Annotated in this window: 10 protein-coding genes and 1 other RNA gene; 5 read left to right on the top strand and 6 right to left on the bottom strand. The window is 67.7% G+C overall.

From position 1 onward, the window contains the following. Nucleotides 1-141 precede the first annotated feature (141 nt). Together RIE32_13965 and RIE32_13960 are read left to right on the top strand one after the other, a co-directional pair. Nucleotides 142-918, top strand: coding sequence for a hypothetical protein (locus tag RIE32_13965; protein ID MEQ9097357.1), 777 nt, complete (start codon nucleotides 142-144; stop codon nucleotides 916-918). A 233-nt stretch (nucleotides 919-1,151) separates the two neighbouring features. Continuing rightward, on the top strand, nucleotides 1,152-1,634 hold the full coding sequence (locus RIE32_13960; GenBank protein ID MEQ9097356.1) for a DUF1772 domain-containing protein: 483 nt from the start codon (nucleotides 1,152-1,154) through the stop codon (nucleotides 1,632-1,634). A 136-nt stretch (nucleotides 1,635-1,770) separates the two neighbouring features. Here RIE32_13960 and RIE32_13955 read toward each other — a convergent pair whose 3' ends face one another. The 5 genes from RIE32_13955 to RIE32_13935 all read right to left on the bottom strand — a co-directional run bounded on the left by RIE32_13955 (nucleotide 1,771) and on the right by RIE32_13935 (nucleotide 9,884). Beyond that, on the bottom strand, nucleotides 1,771-2,892 hold the full coding sequence (locus tag RIE32_13955) for a GC-type dockerin domain-anchored protein (protein MEQ9097355.1): 1,122 nt from the start codon (nucleotides 2,890-2,892) through the stop codon (nucleotides 1,771-1,773). A 188-nt stretch (nucleotides 2,893-3,080) separates the two neighbouring features. Further along, complete coding sequence (locus RIE32_13950; protein MEQ9097354.1) at nucleotides 3,081-4,337, bottom strand: S8 family serine peptidase; 1,257 nt, start codon at nucleotides 4,335-4,337, stop codon at nucleotides 3,081-3,083. Further along, nucleotides 4,334-7,081, bottom strand: a complete 2,748-nt coding sequence (locus RIE32_13945; GenBank protein MEQ9097353.1) for a CHAT domain-containing protein — start codon at nucleotides 7,079-7,081, stop codon at nucleotides 4,334-4,336. Before RIE32_13945 ends, RIE32_13950 begins: the two co-directional genes overlap by 4 nt. Before the next feature lie 12 nt (nucleotides 7,082-7,093). Further along, the gene (locus RIE32_13940; protein ID MEQ9097352.1) at nucleotides 7,094-7,642 is read right to left on the bottom strand and encodes a hypothetical protein; all 549 of its coding nucleotides are present in this window, start codon (nucleotides 7,640-7,642) and stop codon (nucleotides 7,094-7,096) included. Between the two features lie 805 nt (nucleotides 7,643-8,447). Further along, on the bottom strand, nucleotides 8,448-9,884 hold the full coding sequence (locus RIE32_13935; protein ID MEQ9097351.1) for a SpoIID/LytB domain-containing protein: 1,437 nt from the start codon (nucleotides 9,882-9,884) through the stop codon (nucleotides 8,448-8,450). Nucleotides 9,885-10,063: 179 nt separating this feature from the next. On the opposite strand from RIE32_13935, the gene dprA reads away from it, so the two are divergent. Both dprA and lexA read left to right on the top strand, forming a co-directional pair. After that, nucleotides 10,064-11,242 (top strand): DNA-processing protein DprA, encoded by a 1,179-nt coding sequence (gene dprA / locus RIE32_13930; protein MEQ9097350.1) that lies wholly within the window; start codon nucleotides 10,064-10,066, stop codon nucleotides 11,240-11,242. Nucleotides 11,243-11,835: 593 nt separating this feature from the next. Next, nucleotides 11,836-12,450 (top strand): transcriptional repressor LexA, encoded by a 615-nt coding sequence (gene lexA / locus RIE32_13925; protein MEQ9097349.1) that lies wholly within the window; start codon nucleotides 11,836-11,838, stop codon nucleotides 12,448-12,450. Nucleotides 12,451-12,459: 9 nt separating this feature from the next. Here the strand turns inward: lexA and ispD are convergent, their stop codons facing one another. After that, on the bottom strand, nucleotides 12,460-13,191 hold the full coding sequence (gene ispD, locus RIE32_13920) for a 2-C-methyl-D-erythritol 4-phosphate cytidylyltransferase (GenBank protein ID MEQ9097348.1): 732 nt from the start codon (nucleotides 13,189-13,191) through the stop codon (nucleotides 12,460-12,462). A 127-nt stretch (nucleotides 13,192-13,318) separates the two neighbouring features. Between ispD and ssrA the strand changes: the two genes are divergently transcribed. Then, nucleotides 13,319-13,669, top strand: a transfer-messenger RNA (tmRNA) gene (gene ssrA, locus RIE32_13915). Nucleotides 13,670-13,719 lie beyond the last annotated feature (50 nt).

Raw genomic sequence — 13,719 nt, 5'->3', positions numbered from 1 at the left:
ACCAACCCTCGACGCTCAGGGGCCAGCCCGCGGTTCCCGATGAACGGGTGTCGGCGGCCCCGAGGTGCGGGCCGCATCACACGGGCACGCTGGGCACGATGAACCGGCTCGCCCACGGGTGCTTTCACGGGGATGAAAACCATGAGCACGATCAATCGTACGAAGCAGGGCATTCTCGACTTCTTCAACCAGCGGATCGCCCCCTGGTCGAACAACGCCGAGCAGCTCCTGCTGTCAACCAACGACATCACGACGCTCACGGCGTTGCTCAGCGACGCCAACACGAAGTTCAACGAGGCCCAGGAGGGCTGGAACGAATACAAGGCCATGGTCGACGCCCAGGACGAGGCGCTCAACGCGCTCTACGACTTTGGCTCGCTGCTGGTCCAGCAGATCCGCGTCAACGCCAAGAAGGACGGCACCGACGAGCTCTACCAGCTCGCCCAGATCGACCCGCCCAGGAAGGCGACGCCGCGCACCGAGGCGCCCATTCCCACCAACCTGGCGCTGCGCAGCACCACCAACGGCAACCTGGTGCTGACCTACGAGGCCAACAAGGGCCAGGGCTCGGTCTTCGTCATCCAGCGGCGGTACAAGACCCTCGACGGCGTGGTCTCCAGCTTCCAGTACATGGACACCACCGGCGAGAAGGAATGGACCGACACCGACGTGCCCGGCGGGCTCGAGTGGATCGCCTACCAGGTGGCCACGAAGCTCACCACCAACGTCGTCAGCGACTGGAGCGACGAGAAGACCTTCAACTTCGGCACCATCGGGAACCAGAACCCCCAGGCGAGCGGCCAGGCAAGCACCACCAGCGAGGGTGGTGGGGGCGATGGCGGCGAGGGCCTGACCATCGAAGACGCCCAGCAGCTCAAGGACGCCCAGACGGCCAAGGGCTCGGAAAAGGCCGGGTAAGCCAAAGCCGGCTGAGCGAGGGCCGGCCGAGCCATCGACAACGTGACGAACCCAAGGGCGGCCACGGCCGCCCTTTCGCATGAGCACGAGGGCCGGCACGAGCGCCCGGTCGCGCCGTGCAAACCCGAATAGCAGGTCCCCTCGCGCGAGCGATGCGGTCGATCCGGCCGCCCGCGCGCTCGCGATCGCCAACAATCGGTGCGGTCGCGCACTCGAGCCCTGGGAGGGAAAGCATGGACGGGACCATCACCATCCTCGCGTACGCCGGCATCGTCGGCGTCGCGCTCGTGGGCGGGGCGCTCTTCGGCTTCTCGGCGTTCATCATGGCCGCCCTGGCCCGCGTGCCCGACGCCCAGGGCATCCGCGCCATGCAGCAGATCAACAAGACGGTGTTCACGCCCTGGTTCATGGTCCCGTTCTTCGGCACGGCGGTCCTGGGCGTGGCGGCGGTCGTGCTCGGGCTGCTGAACACCGATCGCGGCTGGTGGTTCCCGATGGCGTCCGCCGGCGCGCTCTACGCGCTGGGCGTGTTCGTGGTCACCGCCGCCGGAAACGTGCCGCTGAACAACCGGCTCGCGGCCGTCGACGCGGATGATCCCAAGGCGGCCGAGCTCTGGCGGCGGTACCTGGTCGTCTGGACGCGGTGGAACCACGTCCGCGTCGTCGCCTCCGTCCTCGCGCTCATCCAGTTCGCCGGGGCGCTAAGGGCGCTCTGATCGACAGCCCCACGTCACCGGCGCCCAACGAGCCCGCGCAGGGCGCAGGAACACCCGGTCGCCGCGAGCGACGCCGGGTGCACCGGAGGGAGCGCGTGCCCGGGCCCATCGTGACGGGCGGGGCTCATGACGAGCCTCAGCAGCCCGCGTCGAAGGCGTTCTGGAACGCCAGGAAGTCGAACAGCGTCAGGGCGCCATCGCCGTCGAAGTCGGCCCGCAGGTCGCCCGCGGCGAAGAGGTTCTGGAAGCACAGGAAGTCGAAGATGCTCAGCGCGCCATCGCCGTCGCAGTCGGCCCGGCACACGGCGCCGCCGTCGATCGGCCCGCCGCGAACCGTGTCCATCTCGTAGATGGCCTCGAGGCCCTCGGTGCCGAACTCGCTCGTGCCGCCCATGCCGGGGTTGGGCGAGCCGGCCTCCACCGCGCTGTACTTGTCGTTGAAGCGGTAGTTCTGGGGGTCCTTGGGCCCGCCCTTGATGGCCTCGATCTCGAACGAGCCGATGGTGCGAAGGTCGTCCTGCGTGAAGCCGAGCGCGGCGTAGTCGAGGGCGAACTCGACGACGGTGTCGTCGGTTGGGCTGAGGCGGACGAACAGGACCTCCCGGCTGGTCGCGTCGAGCACGCCGTCGCTGATGATGGCCGTGTCGTAGCCGTTCAGCCCGCTCTCTTCTTGGGGGTTGTCGGTCTTGGTGACGTCGCGCCCGGTGGGCCCCGAATCGGCCGCGCCGCCCACATCGCCGTCGGTGTCGCGGTAGCCGAAGACGCCGGTGGTGCCAAAGACGGTGACGGGGTCGATCTTCAGCTCGGGCTGGTCGGCAACCAGCAGCACGCCGAAGCGGCCGTCGGCGTCGGTGCTGAGCGTGAAGCCGTAGCGCTCGACCAGGCCCTGCTCGTTGCGGTCGCCGCCGCTCGTCAGCAGGTCGCGGCCGGCGAGCTTGATCGAGACGTACAGGTAGCGGTCGTCGAAGCCGGCGCGGGCCTGGGCGATGTCGAGGTACTCGAAGTATTCCTTGGCGCCGAAGCGGCCGCGGAAGAGGTCGAAGGCCTGGGCCATGGGCCGCTCGTACAGGTCGGTCTGGTAGATGTCGCAGCCCGCGTCCACGTCCCAGCGCAGCTCGCCGTCGGGGCCGACGTACTGGTTGTCGCTGGTGATGCAGTCGTCGAAGGTGACGGTGTACACGGGGTCGACGGGCGAAGCGGTGGCAAGGCTGGCAAGTGCAAGGCCGGCGAGGGTCGAAAGCGTGTTCGTGCGAGTCATGGTGCATCTCCTTGAGCGTTGTGTGTGGCCGGCCCCGCAGTCGTGGGCCGGCGTTCAACACCACAGAGCGCGCAAGGTGCGTCGTGATACATGGCGCGCACGAAATTCGTGCGATGCGCACCAAAAAGAGAACGGCCTCCGGGGGCCGCCAAGGAAAACGAGCGCGACGTGGTGGAAAGCCTGGATGCTCAGCGCTGGTCGCGTCGGAGCTCGACGCCCTTGACAGGCCACAACACGTGCAGCCGGCCGGCGCCGAGCTCATCGTCGAAGCTCGGATTCTGCGCGGAGACGTCCACCGTGAAGGCCAGCAGCCGATCACGCACGCTCCCGGCCGAGGCGTCGGGCGCCCCTGACCAGTACAACGCAGCGCCCGCCGCGACCATCGGGGCGGCGAAGCTGGTGCCATTGGCGCGGCCATACCCGCCGCCGGGCGTGGTGCTGGTGATGTCCACGCCGGGCGCCGTCAGGGACACATGCGGGCCGTAGTTGCTGAATTCGGCGCGGCGGTTGTCGTCGTCCACCGCGGCCACGGCCAGCACGCCCAGGCCCAAGCCCGATTCGTCGGATGATCCGCTCGGGAAGCGTGGGTTGCTGTCGTCCTCGTTGCCGGTGCTGGCGACGACCAGCATGCCGGCGTCGCGTGCCTCGGCCAGGGCCGCGTCGATGACCAGCGTCTGGCGCGTCGTGCCCATCGAGACGTTGGCGATATGGGCGCCGTTGTCGATGGCGTAGAAGATCGCCTCGACCATCAGGAAGGTGTTGGTCAGCCCGTCGCTGTCCAGGACTTTCAGGGGAAGGATGTTCGCGTCCGGTGCGATTCGTGCGATCAGGCCGGCGACCATCGTGCCATGGCCGACCGACTCGTCGATCAGGTCGTCGCCATCGCTGTCGATGCCGTCGCCCACGTCGGCAACGTCGGGCGTGCCCGTGATGAAGTTCCAGCCGCCCGGGGCGAGCTTGCCCGCAAGCACCGGGTGTGCGGGGTCCAGCCCCGAGTCGATCGCGGCGACGACGATGCCCCGGCCGGTGGCGAAACGCTGGGCCGCGTCCACGCCCAGGGCCTTCATGGCGGGCTGGGACTGGAACGCTCCGGACGTGCTGGCCACGAAGATGCTCTGGGTGCCCGGATCTGGATTCTCGTCACGCCCGAAGTAGTTGGGCTCGGCCCAGTCGAGGGCGGGGTCGAACTCGACGTCGTCGACGAACTCTTCCTCATCGCCCTCGAAGACGCTCAAGAGGTAGATCGGGCGGCTGGTGGTCCGCGTGATGATCTCGGCCCCGTACTCGGCCCGCCATCGGGCGAGGAAGCCGGGGATGTCGGCCCCGGGAGCGAATCGCACGACCACCTGCCCGGGCACGACCTCATCGTCGTCGCCGAGCGCCACCATGGCCGGCAGCAGCGTCGCCAGCACAAAAATCAGAAGCAGATTCGGTTTCCTCTTCATGTCATCCCTCCCGTGACGTGCAACGCCGCGAAGTGCCACGGCGACATGCCTTCTCTTTCGGCCTGAAGCTGTGCTCGCCCCAGCGCCTGTGCAAGCGAGGCCGCCGAACCCGATGTGAGCTGGGCGTACATCGCCTCGAAGATCCGTGCAGCGCTCGAATCATGCAGCGGCCAATGGGTGCTCAGCACCTCCGCGGCTCCATTGGCCAGCAGGGCGCTGACGAGCCCCGTGCGATCCTCGGTGTTGACTCCGCCCGCGCGCCCAGTCTCGCACCCGGCCAGCACGATGCGAGCTCCCGGCCGGATGGCCGCGGCCAGCTCGTAGGCGCTCAGCCATCGGTCGGCCAGCTTCAGCCGCGAGGCCATCGGATGCCGGGGAGAGAAAACGCAGTGCGTTGCGAGATGCACCACATCCGCCGTCTCGATGGCTGCCAGGACGCGCTTCGTCGTCGCGTCCCTTCCGATCAGTGCATGCCCAATGGTCTGCTGGGCCACCAATGCCGCCTCTTCACCCATCCGCGGTGCGAGCGCATCGTCGACGCCCACGGCGAGCACGTCCGACAGTGATACGGATTCTCGCGGCCGAACGGCGACGCTCGCGCTGGGCGTCGAACGCACCACGAATTGCGCCAGCAGCATCGACTCTCCCCAGGGCAAGGCGGCCCAGGGTACGCCCTCCAGGCTTGCTGGCCGGCTGATGGCCAGCGTGTCGATGCCCTCCAGGTCCGGCGCAAGGGGGTGCAGGAGCAATCTGGAAAGGTTGTCGGCGGCGGAACGCCAGAGCTGACTGTTGGCGCGTTGCTCCGACTCGTTGCGTGGGCCGACCTCTTCCCCTTCGCCGCTCGCACGACGCTCGGCTTCATCGTCAACGGCGAATTCGACGGCGAACAGCAATCGCGAGAGACCGCTTCGCACCTGCTGCTCGCCCGCGATGCAGCGATGCACGCGCACGCCGTCGGACCGGAGAACGAACACGCCCACGTCGCGGCCCTCCTGGAAGTACTCCAGGATCGCGGCGCCTCTGGGCAATCGCTCCCGGATGGTCTCCAGCGGCAGCGGGTCGACCGAAAGAGGTCGCGGCTGACCCACCGCATCTCTGCGGATACGAAGCCGCTCGATGCCGTCTTCGAGTTGGGCGATCTTCGCCGCCATGCTCGAGGCGTCGCCATCGGCTTCCAGCCGTGCGTACTGCACGTTCAGGGCCTCGAGTTTCTCATGCAGTTCTGGGTCCTGTGCCCGGGCCAAGGCTTGCGAACCCATTGCTTCGTGGAGCGATCGGCCGCGCACGCGCTCGAGTGCGTCCAGCGCGTTTCCTACATCGCCCGAGTCCAGCGATGCCGACATTGCGTCAAGGTAGGCATCGCGCCACGATTGGCCGCAGGCGGTCCGCCAGCGATCAGCACGCAGGGCCCCGCGTATGCGTTCGGCCTCCAGCATCGCTTCGCGGAGCACTTCCGCTGCCTCAGCGGTCTTCTTGCGAGCCTGCAACAGCCTGCCGCTCAGGTGTCCGTGTTGGGCTCGTAGAGCCGACATCGACATTGCCAGTCGGCTTGCACCCAGTGCTTGAAGGTGCGTATCGGCACGGTCGAAGTTCCCGGCGCGGATCATTGCGTCGGCCAGCCACGCGTGGGCCTGTGCCAGACGCAAGGGCCTGTCGCCCAGTGCTTCGAGGATGGCCGATGCCCGATCGGAAGTCGCAGCGCGACCAAAGCGAATGTCCAGCACGGCGAGCACCAATTCGCATTGGGCACGCAAGACAGGCTCCTCCGGTCCAAGGTTTCCGAGCAACGCGTGGATGACGTCTCGGGCCGAACCATCGTGTCCGCCGGTGAGCAGGCACCAGGCCAGGGCGAATTGGCCGCGCCGCCACTCGCGCACCAGTCCAGCGGTGCTCAATTGGGGCAGGCACTGGCTGAGCGTCGTGATGGCGGCATCGCGCGCGCCCAGCATCGCCATGGCTTCGGCACTTTCGGCGTCCAGGCGAGCTACGTCGGCGGTCGCACCACTGGCCTCGAAATGTTGGCGCGCAAGCTCGAAACGCTCCAGCGCTGCGTCGAGGCGGCCCTCGCGAGCGAACAGATCCGCCAGGTTGCCTTCCACGATCGCCGCCCCATGCTCGTTGCCGGCCGTAGAAAAGGCCTCGCGTGCCGCCAGGAATGACTCTTCGGCTTCACCGAACAGATCGAGATCCAGCATTGCCTCGGCACGATTGCTGAAGAGCGCGCCCAGCAGCAGGGGTTCTTCGGCCAGCATCGGCAATGCGGCATTGAATGCCTGCAAGGCATCCGACGGCAGGCCGCGCATGCGAAGGACGATGCCCAGATTCAGCTTGCTCTTGCCCTGACCAATCGAATCGTCGCGAGCGGAAAACGCATCGCAGGCGGCCTCGGCGGCGTGCTGGGCTTCCTCGAACCGCCCGGCGCGGGCCAACGGTTGCACCGCCGTGAGCCGGACTTGGGCCAAAGCGCCGATATCGCCGGTGCGGTCAGCGATCCGTGCAGCTTGGGTCAGCAGGCTCGTCGCGTCATCGAATCGGGTGGCATAGCTCAGGACGTGTGCCCGGGCGGTAAGCAAATCAACGGCCAGCGCATCATCGGCCACCGGCAGGCTGGCCAAACGCTCGGCGATTGTCACGGCTTGCTTCAGGTCGGTTAGCGCGAGTTGCTTGAGATCGCTGGCCAATGCGCGCAGTTCGTCCGGCCGCGTGCTCTTCCGCGTCAACACGACCTCAATCTGGTCGAGCACGGAGCCCATGGATTACTCGACTCCGCTGGTCCCAACGTCGAGTTGTGGCACGACCAATTGCGTCTCCGGGTCCGACAACGCGATTTCCAACCGGTACACGCCCGGATCGAGCGTCAATTCGAAGAACCCATGCGAATCGAGGGTTGTAGCCTTGACGCCTTGCGACGACCGGAATCGCACCGCGCAGTCCTGCATGGCTTTGGCCCCCAAGACACGGCCGAGCACCCGGTACGCTGCCGGCAGGTCCAGCGGCAGCCCGGGTGTCCCGGGGTCAAGCATGAGCGAGAGCCGGAGGCCGCCGGCCGCAAAGGTCATCTTGCGAACGGCGTGCGTCGGATTCACACCGGCGCGATATGCCGGTCGCAGGCCGCCGGTGGAACCTTCGACGAGCGTCAAGACCAACTCTCCCAGGGAATTCGCCAGGTTGCCGGGCGTCGTCGGCGCGGTCGCGGCCGCGATGCGATCGAGCACGCCACGGTCAACGGCAAACAACGGCTCAAGCGCCGCTGCGCGACGGAGCGGATCGGCGATCTCTGGCGGGATGTCCTGATGGTCCATCATGCCCCTTTAGAGGTATTCAGCCGCCTGCTGATACAGCAGCATGCCGCAAGATCGCGACCTTTCCCTCGGCAGGGCAAAAAATCAGGGAGACCCCGTAAAGATTTCGGCCAGTCTCAAGAGACAACGTTGCCGAGTAGGACCGATACTGCCCACGGCCATGTCCAGACGCTCGGCAACACCCCGGTAGTCGGGCGATGTCCCTTCAAAGTACAGGGCCCTGAGCAGATTGCGACACGCAGGCCCGAGTTTGCCGAAAGCCGTTCGTAATCGCTGATGAGTCTCGAGTTCATCGAGCCATGCATGCTCGGGTGGAGCCTCCGGCTCATTGGCGAGCGGATTGCCGCGCCGCCTGGCGACATCTTTCGATATCCGAACTGCTTCCCGACGAGCGGTCGTTGCGAGCCACCCTGGCAATGCCGCAGGCTCCTTGATCCGTCGGAGGTTGCTCGCAAGTGCGGCAAAAGTTGACTGCGCCGCATCCTCGCAGCGGTCCTCGGACAAGCCAACGCGTCGTGCAACGGCGAAAACCAGCGGCCCGAACTCGGACACCAGCTCCGCCCAAGCGCGCTGATCGCCCGCTCGGCATTGATGCAGAAGCTCTGCGTGCCAATTCTCCGGCGTCTGACACATGCGAGGGCGAACTCCCAGACAAGTCTAGACGATGCGCCGGCTGCGTTGCCGCAGCATCGCGGGGCAGCCGTCTTGCAATCTATCTGGGAAGCCAGCGAAGCGCAACGCGCACCACGTGGCCTCCGATGCGTCGCAGCCCGACACGACGCGGCACGTGTTCTGCCTCGGAGGGTCGTCAGTACGCCCTTTCGATCTCCGCACCCGGATAGAAGTTCAGCAGGATGCGCTCGGCGTTCCACCCGCGCTGGGCCAGGGCCTGCGCGCTGAACTGGCACATGCCCACGCCGTGGCCGAAGCCGCGGCCGCGGATCACGAAGCGCGAGCCGGCGGCGGTGACCTCGAAGTCGCCGCTGCGCACGCGCTCTTCGCCGCCGACGTCCTCGAGCCCTTTGGCGTCGGCGTTCAGGGCGATGCGGAGCTGCTCGGCGCTGAGCACGTGCGACACGCCGTTGCGCTCGCCCACGCGATACTGGGCTGGTCGGCCGACGCGGTTGGTGCGCGCGACCTCGATGTTGGTCACCGCGCGGGCGTTCTTGAGCGAGTGGCCGGCACGCTCCCCCCATGCGCGCAGCCGCCTGGTCACGTCGTCGGTGCTGCGCACGACCTGCCAGCGGTGAAAGCGCGACGCCTCGCTGGCGTGGATAGCCACGCCGCCCACGCCAGCTTGCAGCGGCGGCACCAGGTTGTATTCATAGCCCGGGCCGGTCGGCCAGGTATCGGCCGCCGAGCCGCTGCGCCCGCCGCTGGTGCTGCTGTAATAGGCACGCAGCACGCCCCCGCCGTAGGCCAGCACCCGGCCGCGGGTGTTGATCGCCGCCCTAATGCTCTGCTCGTGCTCGGTGTGCCCGGGGTAGGCCTGGTCGATCGTGCCGCTCTCGACCTGCCACGCGCGGCCGCGCCGCTCGGCCAGTTCCATCGACTGCAACGCATAAGAGCGTGCGGCGATGCACTGGGCTTCGTAGGCGGCCAGGTCCCACGACGGATAGAGCTCGCGCGAGGCGACCGCCGCGACGTACCGCTCCAGCTCGATCTCGTTCACCGCCTGCACGCCCGCCGCCGACGCGCTGAGCGTGACCGAGCCGGCGTATGGCACGCCTTGCACGGCAATGGTCGGTGCGTCCTTGAACCAGGCAAGCGTGCCCGGGCTTGCGTAACCCGCCTCGCGCGGGTCGGCCGACTCGAGCGTCACGTCCCCGGACAGCCGGTGCGTGGCGCCGCCGGGTTCCTGGAACTCGAGCGTGCCGGCCGAGGCGCGGGCCAGCAGGGGAGTTCGATAGATCTTGACCCCGCCCGTCGCGTCGCGCGCGAGCACGAGGCGCGCCCCCGCGACGAGGATCTCGCGCGTCGGTTCGGCGATGCGCACCCGGATCGTCGGCTCCTGGCCGATCCAGACGCTGGAGACTTCCCAAGTGCCATCGGTCGGGCCCAGCACGGTGCGCGTGCGCTGCGGCCACTGGCAACTGGCCGCCACGAGGCTCACGATCAGGCCCGTGGCAAGCAGCACCGCCATCGTTCCCGAGCCCGGATGGGCGAGGTGGGCTCGCGCCAGGCCGGCCGGGCCGAAGAGGCCGGCCCAGGCCCTGACCCCGGCTGTGCGAATGGGCTGGAACATCCTGCTCCCGATCGGCGCCGTCGGTGGCGTCCTTGTAAGAAAGCTACCAGCGGCGGTCGATCGCCGGGCCCCGGCCACAAGCGTAGTAGTCAAGCAGGCCTGACGACGTGTGAGGGGGTTGTCCGGGCCTGTCGCTTGGGGGCTACCATGGCGACAGAGGATCCCGGAGGGAATCGCGGATGTCCGTAGTCGGCACGCCCAGGACGACGCCCGCCGAGAGCCGGCCCTCGGCCCGGGCGATCCTCGCGCTCACGCTGGTGCCCGAGCTGGGCCCCCGGCGGATCCGCCGCCTGGTTTCCATCATGGGCGGTCCCGAGGCGGCGCTGACCGCGTCGATGGCGCAACTCGCCGCCGTCCCTTCCGTGGGCGACGCCCTGGCCCGCAAGCTGGCCGCGGGGCTGAAGACGGCGCGTGCCGAGGTCGAGCAGCGATATGAGCATGCGCTCGAGGCCGGCGTGCAGCTGCTGCCGTTCGATCATCCCGATTACCCGCCGCAATTGGCTGGCGACGAGCACGCCCCGGCACTGCTGTACGTGCGTGGATCGGTCGAGGCGCTCCAACGCGCAGGCGTTGGGCTTGTCGGAGCGCGCAAGTGCTCGGCGTATGGCATCGACCAGGCCGGACGTTTCGCCGGCGTCCTGGCCCAGGGCGGCTGGTCGATCGTGTCGGGCGGCGCCCGGGGGATCGACACGGCGGCCCATCACGCGGCGCTTCGATGCGGCGGCGTCACGGTCGCCGTGCTGGGCTGCGGACTCGACCACGCCTACCCGGCCGAGAATGCCGAACTGTTCGAGCAGATCACCGAGCGCGGCGGGGCGGTGGTATCCGAGTTGCCCATGCACTGCCGGCCCGAGGCCAAGAACTTCCCCGCCCGCAACCGCATCATCGCCGGCCTCTCGCGCGGCATTGTCGTGATCGAGGCGGGGGCGAAGAGCGGGGCGCTCATCACCGCCCGGCTGGCGGGTGAGATGGGGCGGGAAGTCATGGCCGTGCCGGGGCGCGTCGACGTGGAATCCAGCCGCGGCTGCCATGCGCTGATCCGCGACGGCGTGACGCTCGTGGCCACGCCCGCCGACGTTGAAGAAGCCCTGGGGTCTCTCCGGGACCGCCAGTACCCCGCTCCCGACCTGTTCGGGGCCTCTTCGGAAGAAGAGGTTGCACCAGAGGGAACCGGGCGCGATCGGACACCGAACAACATGGAAGATCGCGTGCTCGACGCGCTGGCCGAAGCCTTGACGCTCGACCAGCTTTGCGAGCGCGTCGACCTGCCGCCGGAACAGGTCCGTGCGGTGGTGACGCTGCTGGAGATTCGGCGGCGGATCCGCAGGGAAGGTCTCAGGCTTGTTCGGAATCGGTAAGGGTATTGCCTAGCATGGCCGAGGGGCCCGGACGAGTCGGCGGATCGTTTGATATCAGGGATCTGGCTTGCTACAGTAATCCGAACAGAAGTCCGAAAAAATATCGAACACCATGACCGCGTGATCCGATGAATCTGGCATGATCGCCCACCCAAGCCAACTCGCCGCCACGTCCCTTCCGATTGAGGTCGCAGACGGATGCCGGGGCGAAGGTGCGCTGGTCATGCTGGGACCCGGCGGCGATTTTGTTCGCGGCGACGCACAGGCAACCGCGTCGCAGGCCACCCAGTCGTGGAGCGCCCAGGATTGGAGGGAACTCCTGGGCGAACTCGTGGGGCTGGCCCTGGGCGCCATTCGCCTTGTCAGCGTGCGCGACCCGGCACGTGGCGCGGTATGCGAGCAAGAGAACGTGGCCCGGGCGGCGCCCGGGTCGTTGGAGGGAGCGTCGGCCGACCGGCGCTCGGAGAGCACGAACAACACACCCAGACCGGCCCGGACCAGTTCCGAAGCTGGGACGGGAGCCACGCAGCACGCTCTGCGCCGCGGGCCCATGCCCCTGGTCACCGTGCCGCGAGAGAACGAGGTACGCCCCCATGAACCTGACACCCAAGCAGCTTCGCATTCTTCGGCTCATCCGCGACTGGCGGATCCGCCGAGGCTATTCGCCAACGATGCAGGAACTCGCCGACGAAATCGGCGTCAGCAAGGTGACCGTATTCGAGCACGTCGAGGCGCTCATCAAGAAGGGCGCTCTGGTGCGCGAGCCCAACAGGGCACGCTCTTTGTCGATTGCTGAGGGCGTCTCGGTTCCCGACGAGTCCCGGCCGTTCCGCTATCCGCTGGTCGGCAAGATCGCCGCGGGCTACCCGATCGAGAAGGTCGCCGACAGCGACGAGATCGACCTGCAACAACTCGTGGGTAATCCCTCGGACTCCAGCCGTTCCATGTTCGCTCTCAAGGTCGACGGCGATTCGATGCGCGACGAGGGCATTCTCGACGGCGACTACGTGCTGATCGAGCGCAGCCCCACAGCCCACAACGGTGATCGCGTCGTGGCTCTGCTGCCCGATGGCGCCACCACGCTCAAGACGTTCTACCGGGAATCCGATCACATCCGCCTGCAGCCAGCGAACCCCGACTTCGAGCCCATCCGCGTCAAGCACTGCGAAGTGCAGGGCGTGGTGCGCGGCGTCATCCGTCGGTATTGAGCCCTGGGGCTAGGCATCCGACGCCAGCGTCGGCCAGATCGCACGTGCCAGCGCGAGATCCTCGGGCCTTGTGATCTTCAGGTTCCTCGGATCGCCTGGTAGGAGCGTGACTGGTTCGCCCAGGCGTTCGACGAGCTGCGCGTCGTCGGTGCTCTGCAGGTCGTGCTGGGCGTACGCCCGTGAGATGAGCTCTCTCGTGAAGCCCTGGGGCGTCTGGCATGCGTAGAGGCTTCGGCGATCGACGGTTTCCTCGACAAAGGCTCGATTACCTTCGGTTGGCCGGCCACGCTTCAGCGTGTCGGCTACTGGAATCGCGGGCACGACCGCCGCCGCATCTCCCAAGGCGTCGATCACGCGACGCACGAGTGCCCGGGACGCGCACGGCCGCGCCGCGTCGTGGATCAGCACGGCCTGCTCGCCGGACGCGCGAGAGCGGAGAACGTCGAGCCCCGCGGCGACGGTCTCGTAGCGTTCGGCCTTGCCGCCGGGGCAGATGGTGACTCCCAGCGGCGTCAGGGCGGCCTCGTGCCGCTCGCGAAACGCGGCGAGCTGCGAGGCATCTGCGGGGCCGGCGACGAGGACCGAGCCAACTCCTGGCTGGGAAAGAAAGGGCTCCACCGCTCGATGGAGCACCGGCTTGCCGTGCATGTCCTGGTCGAGTTTGCTTCCAGAACTGGTGCCGAAGCGGCTGCCCGAGCCGGCGGCGCAGATGAGGACGGCAAGGCTCGTGGGCGGGGGCATTGACCAGTGTATGGAGTCGGGTGGCGGAATAGGCGATGATGCTGGTGGGGTTCCCAGAACGGGCGGCCCGGCAATGGATCGCTCTCTATAGTCCGTGCCCGCGGCCTGATGGTCGGGGCGACAACTTGGGGCCGATATGGATTCGATCGGACGTGTGAGGCATGGTGTGGCGCGTCGAGAGGTGTGCTCTCCTCGTAACCGGCACACAAAACCAACAACTGCCGAACCGCAGTACGCTCTGGCTGCTTAACGTAGCCCGTCCCCCTCTCGACGCCCGATAGGGAAGGGGGACGACGACATCGGGCTGGTCAACACGTGGCGCTTCCGGGCGTGTTGGCGAGGAGGTTCACCGGTGGCTGGGCCGAAGGCAAGGGCGTCGGCGCCCGTGCACAGGCCGAGATCAAATCGCCGACTACACGCGTAGAGGCGCCATGGCTGCCGATCCGACACGGGGGTTCGATTCCCCCCGGCTCCACTCTCGATGAACAACGCCGCGTGCTCCTGCGCGCGGCGTTGTCGTTGGTGATC

It is taken from the genome of Phycisphaerales bacterium, assembly GCA_040221175.1.
Taxonomy (GTDB): Bacteria; Planctomycetota; Phycisphaerae; order Phycisphaerales; family UBA1924; genus JAHCJI01.
Note: the sequence above shows the minus strand (reverse complement) of the source record. Positions and strands in the feature narration are given on the sequence as shown.